Raw genomic sequence first — 21,136 nt, 5'->3', positions numbered from 1 at the left:
GGGGGCTTCGGCTCAGACGCCCGGCCCGTTGCGGACGCTGCGCAGCACGCCCTCCAGCACGCCGGCGGTCTCGTCGAAGACCTGGCCCGGCGGGGCGGCGATGATGCTGATCAGCGCCTCGCTGCGGTTGTCCTGGGTGAGCCAGCTCAGCCGCGCCAGGCCGAGGCGGCCGTTGCCGCGGCCCACCATGCGCAGCGCGTTCTCGCGGTACGCCTCGGGCTGGCCCCAGTCCTGCTGGCTGGCGATCTGCTGCACCACGTTCGCCATCACCGGGCCGATCTCCCGCGCGTCCACCCCGCCGTCGCCGCCGAAGTAGCGGAAGGCGATGGAGCGGTTGCCGTCGCCCTGCATGATCACCCAGTTCTCCGGCGTCGCGGTGACGCGCCAGCCGGGCGGGTGCAGGAGCTGCAGGCCGTTCTCGCCGGTCCAGCTCACCCAGTCCGCGCCGGCGGTCACGGGGCCGCGCGCGGCCGGGCCTTGCGCCACCGGTCCCGGCTGCGGCGCGCCGCCGCCCCACTGGCCGCCCTGGTTTCCCTCCTGGCCCGGCTTGCCCGGCAGCGCCGCGTAGCCGCCGGGCGCCTGGTACTGCCCGCCCTGGTACTGGCCCCCTTGCGGCTGCATGCCGTACTGCTGGGGCGCGTATTGCGGGGCGGGGGCCGCGTAGGGCTGCTGCGCCCCCGGCTTCAGCGGCAGCATGCCCATCTGCTGGGCCATGGCGCCGCCGGCGGCGGCGTTGAACCCGGTGAGGACGGCCATGGCGAGGGCCAGGCGACGGGTCGTCTTGAGCATCGGAAGCCTCTCCGCTGGAGCGTTGCGTCTGAGGGCATTCCGCCATGCCGGCGGCCGGAACCCTATGAAGCGGTTCACGCGGCTCGCGGGCCGTCGCACCGGCCGCCCCGGCACGCGGATCGGCGCCCGGATCGAACCCGTGTCGCAACGTCCGACATCGCGGCTTGTTCGCGCCGCCCCGATGGGCTTCCCTCGCGCTTTCCCGCTCCGTCCCGCCGCGCCCCGCCGCCCTTTTCCGGCGGGCCCGGCGCCGTGGGCACGGGAAGCCGCCCGGAGTGCCGCCGATGAACGAGATCCGCCCCGCGAGCGCCGCCGCCGACACGGCGACGTCGCGCCCGAACAACCTCGAAGCCTACTGGATGCCGTTCACCGACAACCGGTACTTCAAGCAGCACCCGCGCATGGTCGCGCGCGGCGAGGGCATGTCCTACTTCACGCCCGAGGGCCGCGAGGTGATCGACGGCACCGCCGGCCTCTGGTGCTGCAACGCCGGCCATGGCCGGCGCGAGATCACGGAGGCCATCCAGCGCCAGGCCGCCGTGCTCGACTACGCGCCGAACTTCCAGCTCGGCCACCCGATCGCCTTCGAGGCCGCCGCGCGCATCGCCGAGATCACCCCCGAGGGGCTGGACCGCGTCTTCTTCACCAATTCCGGCTCCGAGTCCGGCGACACCGCGCTCAAGATCGCGCTCGCCTATCACCGCGCCCGCGGCGAGGCGCAGCGCACCCGGCTGGTCGGGCGCGAGCGCGGCTATCACGGCGTCGGCTTCGGCGGCATGTCGGTCGGCGGCATCGGCGGCAACCGCAAGCAGTTCGGCGCCCTGCTGCCCTACACCGACCACCTGCCGAGCACGCACCTGCCCGGCCAGCACGCCTTCACCCGCGGCCAGCCGGAGCACGGCGCCCACCTCGCCGACGTGCTGGAGAACCTCGTCGCCCTGCACGGCGCCGACACCATCGCGGCGGTGATGGTCGAGCCGGTCGCCGGTTCCACCGGCGTGCTGGTCCCGCCCGTCGGCTACCTGCAGCGCCTGCGCGAGCTGTGCACGAAGCACGGCATCCTGCTGATCTTCGACGAGGTGATCACCGGCTTCGGCCGCCTCGGCACCAATTTCGGCGCCGAGCGCCTGGGCGTGATCCCCGACATCATGACCATGGCCAAGGGCCTGACCAACGCCGCCGTGCCGATGGGCGCCGTCGCCGCCAGCAACGACGTCTACGACACCGTGGTCAACAGCGCCCCGAACGGCATCGAGCTGTTCCACGGCTACACCTATTCCGGCCACCCGCTCGCCGCCGCCGCCGCGCTGGCCACGCTCGACCTGCACCGCGCCGAGGACCTGCCCGGCCGCGCCCGCGCCATCGAGCCCGCCTGGCAGGAGGCCGCGCACAGCCTGCGCGACGCCCCCAACGTGACGGACATCCGCGACTTCGGCCTGATCGCCGCCGTGGAACTCGCCGCCCGCCCCGGCAAGCCGGGCGAGCGCGGCCAGAACGTGTTCCGCCGCTGCTTCGACAACGGCGTGCTGGTCCGCGTCACCGGCGACATCATCGCCCTCTCGCCGCCGCTCATCATCGAGAAGGCCCATGTGGACCGCATCTTCGGTACGCTGACGGAGGCGATCCGGGCCGAGGCGGGCTGAACCGCCCGCTCCCCGGCGGGCCGCCGGGGTCCTTTCCCCGCCCGCCGGCGCCGTCGGCGGGCGGAAGCGGCGACGGGGCCTCGCGCCCGGCTGCGCCCCCGGCGGCATGCCGGGGCGGGCCGCCCGGAATTCCGGCGCCGGCGCCGCGAGTCCGGTGGCGGTCCGTGTCATTGGTGTGGCAACATTCACCGGCTGCACGAACCGCACCGGAGGTCCCCGCCATGCCCAGCCCCCGCCCGGTCCGCGACTACACGCTGCCGGCCGCCCCCAGCCTGCCCCTGACCGGCACGGCGGCGGACGCGAACCATCTCCACCACGTCCTCGCCCAGCTCGGGGAGGCGCGGCACGCGCTGCGCCGTTCCGCCGATGCGGGCGACCTCGGCGGCGTGCTGCGCGCGGAGCGACGCTGGGAGTCGGGCGCGGCGGAGCTGCGCCGGTCGCTCGGCCTGCTGGGCTGGGGCGAGGGCCCGTCGGTCACCTGGCTCGCCGAATTCCGCCACAACCTCGACAGCGCCTGGCACGCGCGGCCGGCCGCCGGCACGCCCTGACGGGCGGCCTCCCCGCCGCCGCAGACCGGTCTTCCCGCGCCGGATCCCCGCGGCCGCGTTCGCCGGCCCGCCCGGTTCGTCACGCCCCGGGCCGCCCCCCGCGCCCGGCGGTCCGCCCCGCCCCGGCGCCGGTGGCCATCTGCGCCGCCACCATCGCCCCGAGCGGCGTCGCCGGGTCGCCCAGATCGAACACGATGTCGAAGTGGTTCCGTCCCGCGATCACCGCGTGCCGGCAGTCCGCCCCCGCCGCCACGCAGGCGGCCGCGTACTCGGCGCTCTGCCGGTGGAACTCCGCCGTCTCGTTCTCGCCGACCGCCACGACCACCGGCATGCCCGGCCGCGGCGGGTGCCTGACCGGGCTCAGCCGCGCCACCGCCGCCTCGTCCAGCCCCAGCCAGCCATCCACGTAGCAGTGCCGGATCGGCGCGAGGTCGAACACGCCGCTCAGCAGCACCGCCCCGCGCACCGCATCCGCCGGCAGCCCGGCCGCCGCCTGCCAGCCCGCCGCCGCCAGCATCGCCGCGAGATGCCCGCCCGCCGAGCTGCCGGAGACGAAGATCCGGCGCGCATCCACGCCCAGGGCGGCCGCCTCGCGATGCAGGAAGGCCAGCGCCGACCGGCACTGCCGCACGATCTCGTCCAGCGACACGCCCGGCGCCAGGTCGTAGCCCAGCGCCGCGAAGGCGGCCCCCTGGGCACGCAGGCCCGGCGCGGCGAAGGCGGAATCCTCCCGCCCCAGCTCCGTCCAGTAGCCGCCATGGATGTAGAGGTGCAGCGGCGCCCCCGGGTCCGCCCCCGGCCCTGAGTCCGGCGCGGGCAGGAAGTCGATCGCCTCGCGCGGCCCCGTGCCGTGGCGCAGCACCCGCCAGCCCGGCAGCGAGGCATGGGCCGCGCGCGACCGCTCGGCGTACTCGGCCAGCAACGGCGCCAGCGCCGTCACGCGGGAGGAGGGGGAGTATTCCCGGTCCAGCGTCGCCCGGTCCATGCCACGGAACCGGGGCCCGCGACCCGGATCGGCCGGGTCCGCACCGGCCGGGCCCGTGCCTGTCGGCGGCGGCTCAGCCAAGCCGGCCCCGCCCGCTCAAGCCCCGTCCGCCGGCGTCCCGCCCGGACCGGATGCCCGCCGGCCCGGCGAACGGCCCGAAGGCAGCGTGCCCGGCCCGGTCGTCGCGAAGGGCGGGCCGGGCGGGCCGGTCCGGCCTCAGGCCGCGCTGCCTGCCACCGAGCCACCCTGGCCGGCCGGCATCGCGCCCGGCGGCTTGCGCCGCGCCAGCGCGCCCAGCTCGCGGATCAGGGTGAACCGCTCCTCGGGGCTGGTCACCAGATCGGCGTCCGGGATCGCCCGCAGGGCGGCGCGGGCCGCCGCCAGCTTCTCCATGGTCATGCCCTTCAGCAGCGCCGCCACGCTCTCGGGCGTCACCTCGTCCAGCACGAAGCCCGCGCCCTTGCGCTGCAGCCAGCGTGCCGTCTCGGTGCCGCCGGGGGCGATCGGCACGGCGCCGTAGTAGGAGGAGCGGTACAGGCGGTTCGGCAGCAGCCAGTTGGAATTGGCGCCCGCCTCGAAGAAGTCGATCGCCCAGGCGAAGTGGACCGAGCGGTTCAGCGAGGCGAGCTCGGTCTCGTCGGCGAAGGAGCCGTGGTAGCGCAGGCCGGGAATGCCACCGAAATCCTTCTCGGGATTGGGGAATTCCGTCTTGGCCGGCCGCCCCGCCACCACCACCTCGAGGAGGCCCGGATTCTCCGCCATGACCTGCTTGATGATGCCGAGGCTGCGGGTGCAGCGCACCACGCCGTACCAGCCGATGCGCCAGGGCGGCCCGTCCGCCACCGTCGGAACCCCGCGCGTCTCGTTCACCGCCGGGAAGATCTTGTTCTCGATCAGGAAGACCTTGGGCAGCCGCGGCGTCAGCTTGGCGAAGTACTCGTTCACGAAGCCCGGGGAGCTGCTGATCAGCCCGGCGCACTGGCGCAGCATGGTCCGCTCCACCAGCCGCAGCGCCCGGGTGGCCATGCCCGTGCCCGTCATCAGCCGGTGGATGTCGAGGCACTCGTAGACCAGCGGCGTCTCCGGCGCGTAGCGGCGGCGTGCCGCCGCGGCGAGGATCAGCATCTCCAGGTTGCGCGCGATGATGATGTCGGCGCTGCGCACCGCGTCGGCGTAGCGGCCGAGCTTCGGCAGGGTCCGCGCCACGGCGGCGATGCGCTGCGCGAACTGCCCGTCGCGCGTCTGGCCGAGGTCGATCACGGTACCCGGCATCTCGGGCGCGGGCCGGCTGCCCCGGCGGAAGCCGATGCTCGTGATCTCCGCCCCGCCCTGCTGGAGCAGATCCACCCGGCGCGGCACATCCGCGTGGGACGTGTCGTGTACGAAATACGTAATCTTCATGGGTCGTAAGTATGTCGTGTCGCAGCGCACAAAGTAAGCAGAATCGTGCAGCCGCCGGCCCGTTCGCCGCCGGCCGGGGCCCCGCCCGCGCCCGGCCGGGCGCGGCCCCGACGCGGCATCGGGGCCGCCGGAGCGCGGGCGGATGGGCGGCGGCCGCGCGGGCGGCGGGTGCCGGCCGGGCCGGGCGAGGCACCGTGGCCGGGCAGGCCGGGTCCGGCCTGCCCGCCATCTCCGTGCCCCGGCCCCCGCGCGGGGTCGCTCAGCCGCCCGCCAGCCTGTCCGCCGTCCGCGTCTCGAAGTCCCCCGCGTCGTGCCGCTCGTGCAGCTGCTCGCTCGGCGCCCCGCTCAGCCGGTTCACCATCCGCCCCCGCCGCACCGCCGGCCGCGCCAGGAGCGCGTCCGCCCAGCGGTTCAGGTTCCTGTAGGAGGCCACGTCGAGGAATTCCGCCGCCCCGTACAGCCAGCCCTTCGCCAGCCCGCCATACCAGGGGAAGGTCGCCATGTCGGCGATGGTGTACTCGGCCCCCGCCAGGTACTCGCTCTCCGCCAGCCGCCGGTCGAGCACGTCGAGCTGGCGCTTCGTCTCCATGGTGAAGCGGTCGATCGGGTACTCCATCCTCGTCGGCGCGTAGGCGTAGAAGTGCCCGAACCCGCCGCCCACGTAGGGCGCGCTGCCCACCTGCCAGAACAGCCAGCTCAGGCACTCCGCCCGCGCCGCGCCGCCCGCCGGCAGGAAGGCCCCGAACTTCTCGGCCAGGTGCATCAGGATCGCTCCCGACTCGAACACCCGGACCGGCTCCGGCCCGCTGCGGTCCAGCAGCGCCGGGATCTTGGAGTTCGGGTTCACCGCCACGAAGCCGCTGCCGAACTGGTCGCCCTCGCCGATGCGGATCAGCCACGCATCGTACTCGGCGCCCGCATGGCCGGCGGCCAGCAGCTCCTCGAACATGATCGTGACCTTCACCCCGTTCGGCGTGCCGAGCGAGTAGAGCTGGAACGGGTGCTTCCCGACCGGCAATTCCTTCTCGTGCGTCGGCCCGGCCACCGGCCGGTTGATGTTGGCGAAGCGGCCGCCATTGCCCTTGTTCCAGGTCCAGACGCGGGGCGGCACGTACTCGGTGGCGCTGCTCATTCTTCCGGTCTCCCGAATGCCCGGCGGCCGCGCGCCGAGGTGAGGGGAGGGGCGCCGCCGCGTGTCGGGCGCAGCCTATACGAGCCCCGCCGCCCCGTCCTCCCGGCCCGCCCCGCCGTGACCGCCCCGCGGGCCGTGCCGCCCGCTCGCCGGATCGCCCTGCCGGCCGGCCGCCGCGCCTGCGACCCGCCGCCCGCCTGCCAGCCCTTGGCCCGGCTCCCGCTGGCCCGGCCCCTGCCACACATGACCGTCATTGGCGCCGGTGATGGCACTCGGCCTCGTTCCCGACCCATATGATCGGGCAACAGACGCCGCGCGGCCCCGCCGCCGGCCCCCCGTATCCACCCCATCGGCGGATCGCCACCGCCCCTCCGGAAAACCCCATCCCATGAAGAAGATCGGCTTCCTCTCCTTCGGCCACTGGACGCCCTCGCCGCAATCCGGCACCCGCTCCGCGTCCGACGCCCTGCTGCAATCCATCGACCTCGCCGTCGCGGCGGAGGAGCTGGGCGCGGACGGCGCCTATGTCCGCGTCCACCACTTCGCCCGCCAGCTCGCGGCCCCTTTCCCGCTGCTCGCCGCCATGGGCGCGAAGACCAGCCGCATCGAGCTCGGCACCGCCGTGATCGACATGCGCTACGAGAACCCGCTCTACATGGCCGAGGATGCCGGCGCCGCCGACCTCATCGCCGGCGGCCGCCTCCAGCTCGGCCTCAGCCGCGGCTCGCCCGAGCAGGTGATCGATGGCTGGCGCCACTTCGGCTACGCCCCCGCCGAGGGCGAGACCGACGCCGAGATGGGCCGCCGCCACACCGAGGTGTTCCTGGAGGTGCTGAAGGGCCAGGGCTTCGCCCGCCCCAACCCGCGCCCGATGTTCCCCAACCCGCCCGGCCTGCTCCGCCCGGAGCCGCACTCGGAGGGGCTGCGCGAGCGCATCTGGTGGGGCTCGGGCTCCAACGCCACCGCCGTCTGGGCGGCGAAGCAGGGCATGAACCTGCAGAGCTCCACCCTCAAGGACGACGAGACCGGCGAGCCCTTCCACGTCCAGCAGGCGAAGCAGATCCGCGCCTACCACGCGGCCTGGAAGGAGGCCGGCCACGAGCGCACCCCGCGCGTCTCGGTCAGCCGCAGCATCTTCCCGCTGCTCGACGACCGCGACCGGATGTATTTCGGCCGCGGCAAGGAGGAGGATTCGGTCGGCTTCATCGACGAGCGCACCCGCGCCATCTTCGGCCGCGGCTACGCCGCCGAGCCCGAGGCGCTGGTCGAGGAGCTGCGCCGCGACGAGGCCATCGCCGAGGCCGACACGCTGCTGCTGACCATCCCGAACCAGCTCGGCGTGGACTACTGCGCCCACGTCATCGAGGGCGTGCTGAAGCACGTCGCACCGGCGCTGGGCTGGCGCTGATCCACCGGCCGGGGCGGCGACGCCCGTCCCGGCCACCGCCACCCAGACCCGTCCCCGGGACCCGCCCCCTTGGGACCCGCGCCCTCCGACTCCGCCGCCCGGACCCGCCCGGCCCTGCCGCCGCGCGGGCGGGCCAGGGTTCACCCCGCGCCGGACAGGTCGCGGAGCCAGCCCAGCAGGGCCCACGCCATCGCCACCGCCGCGAACGCGCCGATCGCCGCGATCGCGACGAGGATCGAGGGCCGCTCCACCCGCTCCGGATCGTCGGGGTCGTGGATGATCCGCACCGTCCCGCCCGCTTCCGGCGCCGCCCCCCTGTCGTGGTGGCGCAGCGCCGCCTCCACCGGCCGGCCATCCGCCAGCCGGAAGCGGATCGGCAGGGGCTGCCCCGTCCGCGTCACCCGCAGCGGACCGTCGCCGGGCCGGCCGGAATACGTCGCGTCGCAGCGCCGCCACCGCGCCAGCGCCCGGAACCTCAGCACCGCCAGCGCGGCCACGGCCGCGCCGCCCAGGGCGAGAAGCAGCTTCTCCATCGCGCGCCATGGCTCCGTCCGGCTCGATGCCGGCAGGGTACGTCCGCTATCCTGTCGCCATCCCCACCGGCATCGTCCCCGTCCCCCCGGAGCCCCCATGCGCCGCGAGATCGACACCGGCCTGCCCGACCTCGGCCAGCCCTTCGCCTGGGCTGTCGAGTCCGCCGGCACGCTCTACACCGCGCACGGCCCGGTGCTGCCCGACGGCACCATCCTGCAGGGCGACATCGCCGCGCAGACCCGCCTGACCCTGGAGAACCTGCGCACCGCCGTCGCCGCCGCCGGCGGCACCCTCGACGACGTGATGCAGGTCACGATCTACCTGATCGACGCCGCCGACACCCGTGCCATGGACGCCGAATACCGCGCCTTCTTCACCCCGCCCTGGCCCAACCGCTGCACCGTGGTCGTGGCTGGCCTGGTCGCCCCCGGCATGCGGATCGAGTTGCAGGCCACCGCCCGCCTCCCGCCGCGCGGCTGAGCCGGGCGGGGCAGGGGGACCGGCTTGCTTTTGCTGGCCCGGAATGATAGGATTTTTTACCCATAACATCGGTGCCCGGCGGATGCCAGACGCCCATCCCGCCGACCGCCCCCGAACCCGCCCCGCCGCATCCCGGCCGCGCCAGCCCCTGTCTCCGCGCGGCCCGCTTCGCCTCCCGCCGCCGCGTCCGGAAGCACCCACCTCCGCCCCATCCCGCCGATTTGTCCGAAAGCGCCCCACCTCCGCCGCACCCCACCCATTCGTCCGAAAATACCCCTTCCGTCCCCGCACCCGGTGGATTTGTCCGGCAGCGCCCCGGCGACACCGCCCACCGTCCATTCGTCCGGACTCGACCCGACCCCAGCCTCCGTCATGTCGCAACCGGCGCCCGCCACCCATTCGTCCGAATCCGTCCCGCCCGGCCCTTCCCGGCGCGCCCATGCCGCCCGCCCCGGCCCCGCGCCCGCCGCGCCCCTTTGCCGCGCCCGACACGCCGCCCCCGGGGTGCCATCCCGCCCCATGGCTGCCATATATCCGGCAACGGCCGCCCGCCGGCCCCCGGAGACCCGATACCCCATGAGCGACACCACCCAACCCACCGTCCCCGTCACCGTGCTGACCGGCTATCTCGGGGCCGGCAAGACCACCCTGCTCAACCGCATCCTCTCCGAGAACCACGGCAAGAAGTTCGCCGTCGTCATCAACGAGTTCGGTGAGCTCGGGGTGGACAACGACCTCGTCGTCGATGCCGACGAGGAGGTGTTCGAGATGAACAACGGCTGCATCTGCTGCACCGTGCGCGGCGACCTGATCCGCATCCTGGGCAGCCTGATGCGCCGGCGCGGCCGCTTCGACGGCATCATCGTCGAGACCACCGGCCTCGCCGACCCCGCCCCCGTCGCCCAGACCTTCTTCGTGGACGAGGACGTCAAGCGCGCCACCCGCCTCGACGCCATCGTTACCGTGGTCGACGCCAAGAACCTCCTGGCCCGCCTCGGCGACAGCAAGGAGGCCGAGGAGCAAGTCGCCTTCGCCGACCTCATCGTGCTCAACAAGATGGACCTGGTGACCCCCGAGGAGGCCGACGAGGTCGAGCGCCGCATCCGCGCCATCAACCCGACGGTCGAGATCCGCCGCGCCACGAAGTCCGACGTCGCCATCGACGCGGTGATCGGCCGCGACGCCTTCAACCTCGCGCGCATCCTGGAGCGCGAGCCGGAATTCCTCTCCGGCGAGGACCACCACGAGCACGACAGCGAGGTGAACTCGCTCTCCTTCTCCGTGGACCGCCCGATCGACCCCGAGAAGTTCAACGCCTGGATGAGCCAGCTCCTCGCCGCCAAGGGCCAGGACCTGCTGCGCACCAAGGGCATCCTCGCCTATCCCGGCGAGGACCGCCGCTTCGCCTTCCAGGCCGTCCACATGATGGCGGATGGCGACTACGTCGGCACCTGGAAGGAGGGCGAGCCCCGCCGCTCGCGCATCGTCTTCATCGGCCGCGACCTGAACCGCCCGCAGCTCCGCCGCGGCTTCGAGGCCTGCCAGGTGGACGCCGCCCCAGGGACCGCGGCATGAGCGGCGGCCTGCTCACCCCCGACGCCGCGCCCGAGCCGGTCGACTTCCTGCTCGACCGGCGCGGCACGACGCAGGCGCTCGACGCCTGGGTGATCGGCCTCGCCTTCGCGCGGGACGGCGCCACCGTCGCCTATGCCCTCGGCGACGGCACGCTGCGCCTCGCCGACCCCGCCGCGCCGGACGCCCCCTGGCGCACCGTGGCAGCGCATGACGGCGCCTGCCTCGCCCTCGCCGCCGACGGCCGCTCCGGCTTCCTCTCCGGCGGCGACGACGGCACCCTCGCCCTCACCGCGCCGGACGGCACCACCGCGCCGCTGGCCAGCTTCGGCGCGAAATGGGTGGACCACGTCGCCACCCACGAATCCGGCCTGCGCGCCGCCGCCGTCGGCAAGGCGCTGCACCTGTTCGACGGCAAGGGGGCGAAGCTGAAGCAGCTCTCCCACCCCAGCTCCGTCGGCGGCCTCGCCTTCGACGCCAAGGGCAAGCGCGTCGCCGCCAGCCACTACAACGGCGCCTCGCTCTGGTTCGTGGGCGCGAAGGAGGACAAGCCGCGCGTGCTGGAGTGGAAGGGCAGCCACGCCGCCATCGCCTTCAGCCCGGACGGCACCCACGTCGTCACCGCCATGCAGGAGAACGCGCTGCACGGCTGGCGCCTCGCGGACGGCCAGCACATGCGCATGTCGGGCTACCCGGCCAAGACGCGCAGCCTCGCCTTCACGGCGAAGGGCCGCTGGCTCGCCACCTCGGGGGCCGAGAGCATCGTGCTCTGGCCCTTCTTCGGCGGCGGCCCGATGGGCAAGGCGCCCACGGAGCTGGCCGGCGGCGACAACGTGTTCTGCACCGCCGTCGCCTGCCACCCGCAGCACGAGGTGGTGGCCGCCGGCTTCGGCGACGGGCTGGTCCTGATCACCGAGGTCAGCTCCGGCAAGGTCGTCCCCGTCGCCGCCCCCGGGCGCGGCGCCGTCTCGGCGCTGGCCTGGAACGCCGCCGGCTCGCATCTCGCCTTCGGCACCGAGACCGGCTTCGCCGCCCTCATCGACCTCGGGAAGCGCTGACCATGAGCAACCCCATCCCCGTCATCGAGACGCCGTCCCTGCGCATGCCGAAGCTCGGCTTCGGCACCTGGCGACTCGCCGGCAAGGAGGGCGAGGCGGCGATCGAATCCGCCCTCGCCCTCGGCTACCGCCACCTCGACACCGCCGAGATGTACGGCAACGAGGCCGAGGTCGGCGCCGCCATCGCCCGCAGCGGCGTCCCCCGCGCGGAGCTGTTCGTCACCACCAAGGCCTGGCCGCTGACGCCGGACGGCAAGGACAAGCTCACCCCGCGCGGCATCCTGGAGGCGGCGCAGGACAGCCTCGGCCGCCTCGTGCTGGATCAGGTGGACCTCTACCTGATCCACTGGCCCGGCCCGGCGATGAACCTCGCGGCCGCCATCGAGGGCCTCGTCGCGGTGCGCGATGCCGGCCTCGCCCGCGCCGTCGGCGTCGCCAACTTCCCGGTCGGCCTGCTGCGCCGCGCCATCGGGGAGATCGGCGCGCCGATCGCCGCCGTGCAGGTCGAGTACCACGCCGAGCTGTCGCAGGACCGGCTGCTCGACTACCTGCGCCCCCTCGGCATCCCGCTCACCGCCTACTCGCCCCTCGCCAAGGGCGAGCTGCGCGACGAGCCGGTGCTCGCCCGCATCGGCGAGAAGCACGGCGTCTCCGCGGCCCAGGTGGCGCTCGCCTGGCTGCTGGAGCAGGAGGGCGTCGCCGCCATCCCGAAGGCCGCCAGCCGCCGCTCGCAGGAGGCCAACCTCGCCGCCCTCGCGGTGAAGCTCGACGAGGTCGACCGCGCCGCCATCGACGGGCTGCCGAAGGACCGGCGCCGGGTCAGCCCGGCCTTCGCGCCCGACTGGTCGGCCTGAACGGGGTTCCGCCCCGGACCCCGGCAGGGAAGGCGCCGCCTTCCCCGCACCCATCCGCCAGGAGGGCGAGGCCCTCCCGGGCTTCTCCTCGTTTGAGCCCGTTGTCGCAACGGGCGGGCCATCTTTTCCCGGAAAGGGGTTTCCAAAGGGGCTTCGCCCTTTGGTGGGAGGGGTGCGGGGGAGGGCAACGCCCTTCCCTGCCTCGGGGCGGCGCCCCGCTACCGCCCCCCGAGGAAGCCGATCGAGATCCACGGCACGAAGGTCACGGCCAGCAGCCCGACCACCAGCGCCGCGAGGTAGCCCCAGATCGGCCTGATGCCCAGCGCCGGGTCCACCCGCCCGATGGCGCAGGCCGCGTAGTAGCCCACGCCGAAGGGCGGCGCGAACAGGCCGATGCCCATGGCGAGGATCACCACCATCGAGTAGTGCACGTCGTGGATGCCGAGCTGGCGCGCGATCGGGAACAGCAGCGGGCCGAACAGCACGATGGCGGGAATCCCCTCCAGCACGCTGCCGAGGACCACGAAGGCCGCCACCGAGACCAGCAGGAACCCCATGGCCCCGCCCGGCAGCGACGCCATGGCGTGGGCGAGGTCGCGCGAGAAGCCGGACTGCGTCAGCGCCCAGGCCATGCCGGTCGCCGCGCCGATGATCAGCAGGATGGCGCCCGAGAGCGCCGCCGTCTCCACCAGCACCGGCCACAGCCGCGCCAGCGGGAAGCGGCGGTAGATCAGCAGCCCGGCCAGCACGGCGTAGGCGATGCCGATGGTGGAGACCTCGGTCGCCGTCGCCACCCCCTCCACCACGGCGGCGCGGATCAGGAAGGGCAGGGCGATCGCCGGCGCCGCGATCACCAGCGCGCGCAGCACCCCGCCGAGGCTGGCCCGCCTGACGCCCGAGAGGTCCTCGCCCCGGTTGCGCCACCACACCAGCGCGGCCAGCGCCAGCGCCATCACCAGCGCCGGCAGCAGCCCGCCGGTGAACAGCGCCGCGATCGAGACGCCGGTGACCGAGCCGATGGTGATGAGCACGAGGGAGGGCGGGATGGTCTCGCTCATCGCGCCGGAGGCGGAGAGCAGCGCCACCAGCTCGCCCGGCCGGCTCCCGCGCCGCTGCATCTCGGGGAACAGCACCGGCGCCACCGCCGCCATGTCCGCCGCCTTGGCCCCCGAGATGCCGGAGACGAGGTACATGGCGCCGAGCAGCACGTAGGAGAGGCCGCCGCGGACGTGGCCGAGCAGCGAGGCCAGGAAGTCCACCATGGCCCGCGCCATGCCGGTCATCTCGATCAGCGCGCCGAGCAGCACGAAGAGCGGGACGGAGAGCAGGATCAGGTGGCTCATCCCCTCGTCCATCCGCCCCACCACCACGGTCAGCGGCGCGCTGGTGGCCAGCGCCAGGTAGCCCAGCGTGCCGAGGCCGAAGGAGAAGGCGATCGGCACGCCGGCGAACACGCCGGCGCCCACCACCAGCACGAAGAACACGACGAGGTTGAGGTTGCCGAGCGGTGGGAACAGCGGCTGCGCCAGGGCGAGGCCCGCCGCCAGCGCCGCCGCCAGCGCCACCCCGCCCAGCACGGCGGGCACGCCGCCGCCGAGCGCCTGGCGCAGCAGCCGCAGCGCCGCCATCAGCGCCATCAGCCCGAGCCCCACCGGCAGCGCCGCCGCGCGCCAGAGGTTGGAGATCTCCAGCGCCGGGGTGGTGATGAAGCCCTCGTCCTCGGCGAATTCCATCCCCGGGCGGAGCAGCAGCAGCAGGAAGAGCAGCGCGGCCGCCGTGGCGAAGGCGTCGAGGAAGGCGCGCGTGCCGGGCCCGGCGCGGTTGACCAGCGCCGTCATGCGCATGTGCTCGCCGCGGCGCAGCGCCACGGCGGCGCCCAGCATGGCGAGCCAGAGGAACAGGATCGAGGCCAGCTCGTCGGTCCAGACCAGCGGGTTGTGCAGCGCGTAGCGCGAGACCACGCCCGCCAGCAGCAGCCCGACCTCCACCAGCACCAGCGCCGCCGCCGGGACCTCCAGCAGCAGGCCGAGCGCGCGGTCCAGCGCGCCGAGCCAGGCGGGGGCGGGGCGCGCCGCCGCGGCCGGGTCGTGCAGGGCCACCGCCGGCGCCGCCATCGGCCTCAGCCCAGCTCGCCCACCGCCTGCTGCAGCAGGCCCCAGGCCTCGTCGCCGTACTTGCCCTTCCACTCGGCGTAGAAGCCGGCGCGGCGCAGCCTGTCGCGGAAGGCGTCGGTGGAGACGGTGTTGAAGGTCAGCCCCTTCGACTGGAGCTGCGCCTGCACCGTGCCGTTCAGCGCCTCCGTGTCGCGCCGCGCGGCGACGGCGCCCTCGTTCAGCGCGCGCGCCGTGATCTCGCGCGCATCGGCCGGCAGGCGCTCCCAGGCGCGGCGGTTGGCGAGCAGCCAGAAGCCGTCCCACATGTGGTTGGTCAGCGAGCAGTACTTCTGCACCTCGTAGAGCCGCGCCGTCTCGATCAGGGCGAGCGGGTTCTCCTGGCCCTCGACGATGCGGGTCTGGAGCGCGGAGTACACCTCGTTGAAGTTGATCGAGGCCGGCGCCGCCTCGAAGGCGCGGAACATCGAGGTCCAGAGCGGCGAGACGGGGACACGGATCTTGAAGCCCCTGAGGTCGTCGGGCGTGGCGATCGGGCGGGTCGAGGAGGTGATCTGGCGGAAGCCGTTGTCCCAGATCCGGTCCATCACCACGAGGCCGGCGCGGTTGATCTGCCCGCGCACCCAGGCGCCGAGCGGCCCGTCCATCGCCTTCCACACCGTGGCGTAGTCGGGGAAGGCGAAGCCCACGCCGTTGATCGAGGCGGCCGGCACCAGAGTCGCCAGGATCAGGCCGGAGAGGGTGAACAGCTCCACCGCGCCGGAGCGCACCTGGCTCAGCGTGTCCGTGTCGGAGCCGAGCTGGCTGTTGGGGAAGACCTGGATGGCGACGCGGCCGCTGGTCTCGCGCGCCACCCGCTCGGCGGCCTCGCGGGCGCGGATGTTCAGCGGGTGGGTGTCGGGCAGGTTGTTGGCGAATTTCAGCGTGTGCTGCGCCTGGCCGCTCCCCTGGGCGTGGCCACGGCCCGGGAGGATGGCAGGGAGAACGAGGGCGGCACCAGCGGCGAGGGCCGCCCGGCGGGGCACGGGACGGGACATGGACGTTGCTCCCAGGGGCATTCGGCCGAAGGTTCGTGGCCAAAGGTTCGTGGCCAGAGGCGTTCGATTTGTGCGCCCGGCGCGGCCGATACCGGCATGGCCTGGGCGGATTCGGGGAGGCACGTACCCATAATTGCGTGCCCGTGCAAGGCGATGAAAGATTCTGCTTGATTAACCGATTGTAATGCCGGGATCGCTTCGCGGCCGGCCGGGGGGGCGCCCGGAACGTCCGGCCCGGCGCCCCACCGCGATGCCTCGGCGCCCGCGCCGCCGTCCCCTCGCCGGCGGCCGGCGCGGCCCGGCGCAACGAGGCGTGAGGGCGCATGGCTTCCTTCCGCCGTCCGGCGTTGCCATCCTCATGCCATGAGTTCCGCACCGGCCACGGGTTCCGCCATGACGTTCCGCTCGCTCTACCGGCACGGCTTCGCCCGCGTCGCCGCCTGCACCATCCGCACCGCGATCGCCGACCCGGCGGCCAACGCCGCCTCGGTGCTCGCCGTGGCGCGGCAGTGCCACGACCGGGGGGCGGCGCTGGCCGTGTTCCCGGAGCTCGCCCTCTCCGGCTACGCGATCGACGACCTGCTGCTGCAGGACCCGCTGCTGGACGCGGTGGAGGCGGCGGTCGCGACGCTGGTCGAGGGCTCGGCCGACCTGCTGCCGCTGCTGCTGGTGGGGGCGCCGCTGCGCCATGCCGGGCGGCTGTACAATTGCGCGCTGGCGATCCACCGGGGGCGGCTGCTCGGCGCGGTGCCCAAGATCCACCTGCCCAACTACCGCGAATTCTACGAGCGCCGCCACTTCGCCTCGGGCGACGGCACGGAGGGCGGGACGGTCGCCCTGGGCGGCCACGCGGCGCCGTTCGGGCCGGACCTGCTCTTCGCCGCCGAGGACCTGCCCGGCCTCGTGGTGCATGCCGAGGTCTGCGAGGATTTCTGGGTGCCGGTGCCGCCCTCCGGCACGGCGGCGCTGGCGGGGGCGACGGTGCTCGCCAACCTCTCCGCCTCCAACATCACCATCGGCAAGGCGGAGACGCGGCGGCTGCTGTGCCAGTCGCAGTCGGCGCGCTGCCTCGCCGCCTATCTCTACGCGGCCGCCGGGACGGGGGAGAGCACGACCGACCTCGCCTGGGACGGGCAGGCCTCGATCTTCGAGAACGGCGCGACGCTGGCCGAGACGCAGCGCTTCCCCGAGGCCGAGCAGTTCGCCCTGGCCGACCTCGACCTCGACCTGATCCGCCAGGAGCGGGCAAGGCAGGGCACCTTCGACGACAACCGCCGCCATCTCGGCGTGGAGCCGGAGGATTTCCGCACCGTCGCCTTCCGGTTGGACCCGCCGGCGGGCGACCTCGGGCTGGAGCGGCGCATCGAGCGCTTCCCCTTCGTGCCGGCCGACCCGGCGCGGCTGGAGCAGGACTGCTACGAGGCCTACAACATCCAGGTCTCGGGCCTGGTGCAGCGGCTGCGCGCGGCGCGCATCCGGCGCGCGGTGATCGGCGTCTCGGGCGGGCTCGACTCCACCCAGGCGCTGATCGTGGCGGCGCGGGCGATGGACCTGCTGGGCCGGCCGCGCACCGACATCCTCGCCTACACCATGCCCGGCTTCGCCACGAGCGAGGGGACGAAGGGGCATGCCTGGGCGCTGATGCGCTCGCTCGGCGTCACCGCCGCCGAGCTCGACATCCGCCCGACCGCGACGCGGATGCTGGAGGAGATGGGCCACCCCTTCGCGCGCGGCGAGCCCGTCTACGACGTCACCTTCGAGAACGTGCAGGCGGGGCTGCGCACCGACTTCCTGTTCCGGCTGGCCAACCAGAACGACGGCATCGTGATCGGCACGGGCGACCTCTCCGAGCTCGGCCTCGGCTGGTGCACCTACGGCGTGGGCGACCAGATGTCGCACTACAACGTCAACGCCGGCGTGCCCAAGACGCTGATCCAGCACCTGATCCGCTGGGTGATCGCCTCGCACCAGTTCGAGGCCGGGGTGGACCGCACGCTGGAGGCCATCCTGCGCCAGGAGATCTCGCCCGAGCTGGTGCCGGTGGAGGCCGGGCAGACGCCGCAGAGCACCGAGGCGAAGGTCGGGCCCTACGACCTGCAGGACTTCAACCTGTTCTACACGCTGCGCCACGGCTTCCGCCCGTCGAAGATCGCCTTCATGGCGCTGCACGCCTGGGGCGACGCGGCGCGCGGCGCCTGGCCGCCGGGCTTCCCCGAGGACCGGCGGCGCGGCTACGACCTCGCCACCATCCGCCGCTGGCTCGCCGTGTTCGTCGGCCGCTTCTTCGGCTTCAGCCAGTTCAAGCGCTCGGCCATGCCGAACGGGCCGAAGGTGGCGGCGGGCGGCTCGCTCTCGCCGCGCGGCGACTGGCGCGCGCCCTCGGACGGCAATGCGCGGATCTGGCTGGAGGAGCTGGAGCGCAACGTGCCGGAGGCGTGACGCCGGCGGCGCGGCGGCGGCAGCCGGGCGGCGCCGCAACGCCACGCCTCTCTGTCCCGTCGTCGCATCCGCCATCTCCCCGTGTCCGGATTGCCGGGCCGCATGAGATGATAATGGTTCTCAATATCATGAAACGTTGCGCCCGTGTCGGCTCGCGGCGTTGTGGCCGGTCCGCCGCCGGCCCCTCCCGAAGCGGCCGGCGCGTGCCCATCTCTGCGCCCGGGACGCCGCACCGGCACCACCGACGCCGCCGCCACGGAGCCACGCCATGACCGACACCCCGATCGCCACGCCCCGCGCCGAGCCCGCCACGGAGACGGCCACCCTGGGTGGCGGCTGCTTCTGGTGCCTCGATGCCGTGTACCGCGAGCTGCGCGGGGTGACGCGGGTGGTCTCCGGCTATGCCGGCGGCCATGTCGAGAACCCGAGCTACGAGCAGGTCTGCGGCAAGCGCACCGGCCATGCCGAGGTGGTCGAGGTCACCTTCGACCCGGCCGAGCTTTCCTATGCCGACCTGCTGCGCGTCTTCTTCACGATCCACGACCCGACCACGCCGAACCGCCAGGGCGCCGACGTGGGGCCGCAGTACCGCTCGGTGATCCTCTACCATTCCGAGGCGCAGAAGCGCGTCGCCGAGCAGGTGATGGCCGAGATCGCGGCGGCCCGGATCTGGGATGCGCCGCTGGTGACCGAGCTGGTGCCCGCCACCGGGGCGTCCGGCCGCTTCTGGCCGGCCGAGCCCGAGCACCAGGACTACTTTGCCCGCAATCCCTGGGCCGGCTACTGTCAGGTGGTGGTGGCGCCGAAGGTGGCGAAGTTCCGCAAGGCCTTCGCCGATCGCCTGCGCCGCCGCGCCGCCTGACCGGCGCGGGCGCGCCCGCATCGCTTCCATGGAGTCGGCGCGGCGGGCATCGCCGCGACCGGCGCGCCGGTGTCCTGCCGATCCGGGCCCGGCGGCGCGGGAACCGCCCCGGCCGGCCCGGCGATCGGCGACCGGTTCCGCGCAGGCCCGGAACCGGCCGGGACCGGAGGCTCCTGCCGGCGGTCCGCACCGGGAGGCGCGTGCCCGCCACCGCAGGCGGCCGGGCCACGCCACCGGTCACGCCGCTGGCGGCGGGGAACCGTGTCTGCCGGTCCGCGGCCCGCCTGGACGGCGCGTTGCCGCGCTCCGGGCCCCGGCGGCGGCGCGTCGCGACCGGCCGGGTGCCCCGTTCCGGCAGGACGGCAATCGGAAGGAAAGGAGGATCTGCCTTGAGCGTGCCATTGCATCAGGAGCGTCGTCGCCTGAGTGACGCGGAGTTCGAGCACGTCTCGCGCTCGCACCATCCGGCCGTCGCGGCGCTGGACAAGGAGGCGCTGGTCGGCCTCGCCCGCCAGCTCCGGGCCTATCGCGACAAGGTGCGCGACGTGCATCGCACCCGGCGACGGGCGCAGCGCGGCGGCGTCGAGGCGCGGGGCGCGGCCCCCGCCGTGGTGGCGGAGGCGGGCGATCCCGGCACGCCGCTGAAGAAGCAGATCTTCTCGGCGGCGCTGAAGCGGGTGAACCGTCACATCGCCCGGCACCAGGCGGCGGAGAGGAAGGCCCGCAGCGTCTCGCTGCTGCGCGGCGCGCTGTCGCGCCGGCGGGGCGCGGCGGTGCACCACCCCGATCCCGGACAGACCGCCTCGGCGGGCATGCAGGCGAACGAGAGCGATCGCCGCACGGTGCAGACCGATCCGCGCGAGATCGGCCGCGTCTCGCAATTCGTGAAGGATGCCCAGGCGCAGCGCGACAGCCGCGGCTGACGCCGTCCGGCCCGGCGCCCGACCTGCGCCGGACCCGTCGCGCAGGGGGAGGCCGGCGGGAGGAGAGGAGGGCGGAGCGGGCGCCGGGCAGGGAGGCATGCCGGCCCGCACGAATGCGGACCGGCCTGCTCGCGCATCCGGCGCGCGGCCGCCCCTGCTCTGCGGGTGGGTAACGCCGCGCGCGAGGCCCTCTCCTCCTTCCCGCCCGGGGTCGGGGCCCGGGCGGGGCGGCATCAGCCGGCCGCCGGCCCGGCCGCGCGCAGCAGCAGGCGGCGCAGCTCGTCCGCCACGCGTTCCTGCGTCGGCTCCAGCACGCCCGCGCGCCGGGTGACGAGGCGCAGCTCCTGCCCCGGCAGGCCGGCATCGCGCAGCGGCAGGAAGGCCAGCTCGCCGCGCCGGCGCTCCACCTCGATCTCCGCCTCGCTCAGGAAGGCCACCGTGCCGCCCCGGGTGGCGGCGCGCTTGAGCAGCTCCACCGAATTGGTCTCCACCACCGTGTCCACGCCGATGCCGGCCCGCTCGAACGCCTCGGCCAGCAGCCGGCCGACGGTGATGGAGCCGTCGGGGATCACCATCGGGAAGCCGACGCAGTCGGCGAGCGAGACGGCGTGGCCCTCCGCCGCCATGCCCCGTTCCGCGCCCTCCGGCGTGTCCGCCATGGCGTCGGCCAGGGCGCTCCCCCGTGCGATCTCCCGTGCGTCCGCCAGGGCATCCGTGGAAGCATCCTTCGGTGCATCCTCTGGTGCCTCGCCCGGCTCGGCATCCCCGGCGGCGAGGGCCGCCGCCGGCGGCACCGGCGCGGGCGCCGGGGAGCGGTCCGGCGGCTGGGCCAGCGGGTGCGACGGCGCCACCACCGCGCCGATCCGCACCGGCAGGCGCAGCAGCAGGCGCAATTTCTGGTCGGCCGGAAGCTGGTAGCCGAGGCCCAGCTCCGCCTCCCCCGCCAGCACGGCGGCGACCACCCCGTCCAGCGGCAGGGCGCGCACCACCAGCTTCACGTAGGGGTGCTCGCGCCGCATCCAGGCCACCAGCGGCGGCATCAGCGTGTTGGCGAGGCCGCCCATGGTCGCCACCCGTACCAGCCCGCGCCGCTGCCCGCGCAGGTCGGCGAAGCGGGCCCGGAGGCGGTCGTGCTCGCGCAGGGTCTGGCGGACATGCGCGATCAGCAGCTCCCCCGCGACGGTCAGGCGCAGCCGGCGCGGCAGGCGTTCGAACAGGCGGACGCCATAGGCCTCCTCCAGCGCGATGATCTGCCGGTTGATCGAGGAGGCGGCGATGCCGAGCCGTTCCGCGGCGCCCCGGATCGTCCCGATCCGGGCGACGGCGTCGAGATAGGTCAGCAGTCGCGAATGGAGCATCG

The 21,136-nt window shown here is 74.3% G+C and carries 18 protein-coding genes; 10 read left to right on the top strand and 8 right to left on the bottom strand.

What is annotated here, in order from left to right; genetic code table 11:
- Window positions 1-12: 12 nt before the first annotated feature.
- Window positions 13-789 (bottom strand): hypothetical protein, encoded by a 777-nt coding sequence (locus M0638_RS13095; RefSeq protein WP_248667441.1) that lies wholly within the window; start codon window positions 787-789, stop codon window positions 13-15.
- Window positions 790-1,073: 284 nt separating this feature from the next.
- Between M0638_RS13095 and M0638_RS13090 the strand changes: the two genes are divergently transcribed.
- Both M0638_RS13090 and M0638_RS13080 read left to right on the top strand, forming a co-directional pair.
- Window positions 1,074-2,432: an aspartate aminotransferase family protein gene (locus M0638_RS13090; protein ID WP_248667440.1), complete on the top strand. Its 1,359-nt coding sequence runs from the start codon at window positions 1,074-1,076 to the stop codon at window positions 2,430-2,432.
- A 221-nt stretch (window positions 2,433-2,653) separates the two neighbouring features.
- Window positions 2,654-2,980, top strand: a complete 327-nt coding sequence (locus M0638_RS13080) for a hypothetical protein (protein ID WP_248667449.1) — start codon at window positions 2,654-2,656, stop codon at window positions 2,978-2,980.
- A gap of 79 nt (window positions 2,981-3,059) precedes the next feature.
- Here M0638_RS13080 and M0638_RS13075 read toward each other — a convergent pair whose 3' ends face one another.
- The 3 genes from M0638_RS13075 to yghU all read right to left on the bottom strand — a co-directional run bounded on the left by M0638_RS13075 (window position 3,060) and on the right by yghU (window position 6,498).
- Window positions 3,060-3,965 carry an alpha/beta hydrolase gene (locus M0638_RS13075; protein ID WP_248667439.1) on the bottom strand — a complete coding sequence of 302 codons (906 nt, stop codon included), beginning with the start codon at window positions 3,963-3,965 and terminating at the stop codon, window positions 3,060-3,062.
- Window positions 3,966-4,181: 216 nt separating this feature from the next.
- Complete coding sequence (locus tag M0638_RS13070; protein WP_248667438.1) at window positions 4,182-5,312, bottom strand: glycosyltransferase; 1,131 nt, start codon at window positions 5,310-5,312, stop codon at window positions 4,182-4,184.
- A gap of 313 nt (window positions 5,313-5,625) precedes the next feature.
- The gene (yghU, locus tag M0638_RS13065) at window positions 5,626-6,498 is read right to left on the bottom strand and encodes a glutathione-dependent disulfide-bond oxidoreductase (protein WP_248667437.1); all 873 of its coding nucleotides are present in this window, start codon (window positions 6,496-6,498) and stop codon (window positions 5,626-5,628) included.
- Between the two features lie 388 nt (window positions 6,499-6,886).
- On the opposite strand from yghU, the gene M0638_RS13060 reads away from it, so the two are divergent.
- Window positions 6,887-7,906 carry an LLM class flavin-dependent oxidoreductase gene (locus tag M0638_RS13060; RefSeq protein ID WP_248667436.1) on the top strand — a complete coding sequence of 340 codons (1,020 nt, stop codon included), beginning with the start codon at window positions 6,887-6,889 and terminating at the stop codon, window positions 7,904-7,906.
- A 140-nt stretch (window positions 7,907-8,046) separates the two neighbouring features.
- Here the strand turns inward: M0638_RS13060 and M0638_RS13055 are convergent, their stop codons facing one another.
- The gene (locus M0638_RS13055; RefSeq protein WP_248667435.1) at window positions 8,047-8,439 is read right to left on the bottom strand and encodes a DUF3592 domain-containing protein; all 393 of its coding nucleotides are present in this window, start codon (window positions 8,437-8,439) and stop codon (window positions 8,047-8,049) included.
- A 97-nt stretch (window positions 8,440-8,536) separates the two neighbouring features.
- On the opposite strand from M0638_RS13055, the gene M0638_RS13050 reads away from it, so the two are divergent.
- From M0638_RS13050 to M0638_RS13035, 4 genes are all read left to right on the top strand, one after another.
- Window positions 8,537-8,920, top strand: a complete 384-nt coding sequence (locus tag M0638_RS13050) for a RidA family protein (RefSeq protein WP_248667434.1) — start codon at window positions 8,537-8,539, stop codon at window positions 8,918-8,920.
- Window positions 8,921-9,496: 576 nt separating this feature from the next.
- Complete coding sequence (locus M0638_RS13045) at window positions 9,497-10,495, top strand: CobW family GTP-binding protein (protein WP_248667433.1); 999 nt, start codon at window positions 9,497-9,499, stop codon at window positions 10,493-10,495.
- On the top strand, window positions 10,492-11,550 hold the full coding sequence (locus tag M0638_RS13040) for a WD40 repeat domain-containing protein (protein ID WP_248667432.1): 1,059 nt from the start codon (window positions 10,492-10,494) through the stop codon (window positions 11,548-11,550). Before M0638_RS13045 ends, M0638_RS13040 begins: the two co-directional genes overlap by 4 nt.
- Before the next feature lie 2 nt (window positions 11,551-11,552).
- The gene (locus M0638_RS13035) at window positions 11,553-12,404 is read left to right on the top strand and encodes an aldo/keto reductase (RefSeq protein ID WP_248667431.1); all 852 of its coding nucleotides are present in this window, start codon (window positions 11,553-11,555) and stop codon (window positions 12,402-12,404) included.
- 218 nt (window positions 12,405-12,622) lie between these two features.
- Here the strand turns inward: M0638_RS13035 and M0638_RS13030 are convergent, their stop codons facing one another.
- Together M0638_RS13030 and M0638_RS13025 are read right to left on the bottom strand one after the other, a co-directional pair.
- Window positions 12,623-14,518 carry a TRAP transporter large permease gene (locus M0638_RS13030; protein ID WP_248667430.1) on the bottom strand — a complete coding sequence of 632 codons (1,896 nt, stop codon included), beginning with the start codon at window positions 14,516-14,518 and terminating at the stop codon, window positions 12,623-12,625.
- A gap of 5 nt (window positions 14,519-14,523) precedes the next feature.
- Entirely contained in the window at window positions 14,524-15,552 is a 1,029-nt protein-coding gene (locus M0638_RS13025) for a TRAP transporter substrate-binding protein (RefSeq protein WP_248667429.1), read from the bottom strand.
- A gap of 393 nt (window positions 15,553-15,945) precedes the next feature.
- On the opposite strand from M0638_RS13025, the gene M0638_RS13020 reads away from it, so the two are divergent.
- The 3 genes from M0638_RS13020 to M0638_RS13010 all read left to right on the top strand — a co-directional run bounded on the left by M0638_RS13020 (window position 15,946) and on the right by M0638_RS13010 (window position 19,776).
- Window positions 15,946-17,991 carry an NAD(+) synthase gene (locus M0638_RS13020; protein WP_248667428.1) on the top strand — a complete coding sequence of 682 codons (2,046 nt, stop codon included), beginning with the start codon at window positions 15,946-15,948 and terminating at the stop codon, window positions 17,989-17,991.
- Window positions 17,992-18,259: 268 nt separating this feature from the next.
- Window positions 18,260-18,853 carry a peptide-methionine (S)-S-oxide reductase MsrA gene (msrA, locus tag M0638_RS13015; protein WP_248667427.1) on the top strand — a complete coding sequence of 198 codons (594 nt, stop codon included), beginning with the start codon at window positions 18,260-18,262 and terminating at the stop codon, window positions 18,851-18,853.
- A gap of 389 nt (window positions 18,854-19,242) precedes the next feature.
- On the top strand, window positions 19,243-19,776 hold the full coding sequence (locus M0638_RS13010) for a hypothetical protein (protein WP_282571986.1): 534 nt from the start codon (window positions 19,243-19,245) through the stop codon (window positions 19,774-19,776).
- A gap of 233 nt (window positions 19,777-20,009) precedes the next feature.
- Here M0638_RS13010 and M0638_RS13005 read toward each other — a convergent pair whose 3' ends face one another.
- Window positions 20,010-21,134, bottom strand: coding sequence for a LysR family transcriptional regulator (locus M0638_RS13005; RefSeq protein WP_248667426.1), 1,125 nt, complete (start codon window positions 21,132-21,134; stop codon window positions 20,010-20,012).
- Between the last annotated feature and the right edge of the window lie 2 nt (window positions 21,135-21,136).

It is taken from the genome of Roseomonas acroporae (assembly GCF_023223525.1).
GTDB classification, from domain to species: domain Bacteria; phylum Pseudomonadota; class Alphaproteobacteria; order Acetobacterales; family Acetobacteraceae; genus Roseomonas_E; species Roseomonas_E acroporae.
The sequence above is the reverse complement of the archived record's forward strand: the minus strand, read 5'-3'. Positions and strand labels throughout refer to the sequence as shown.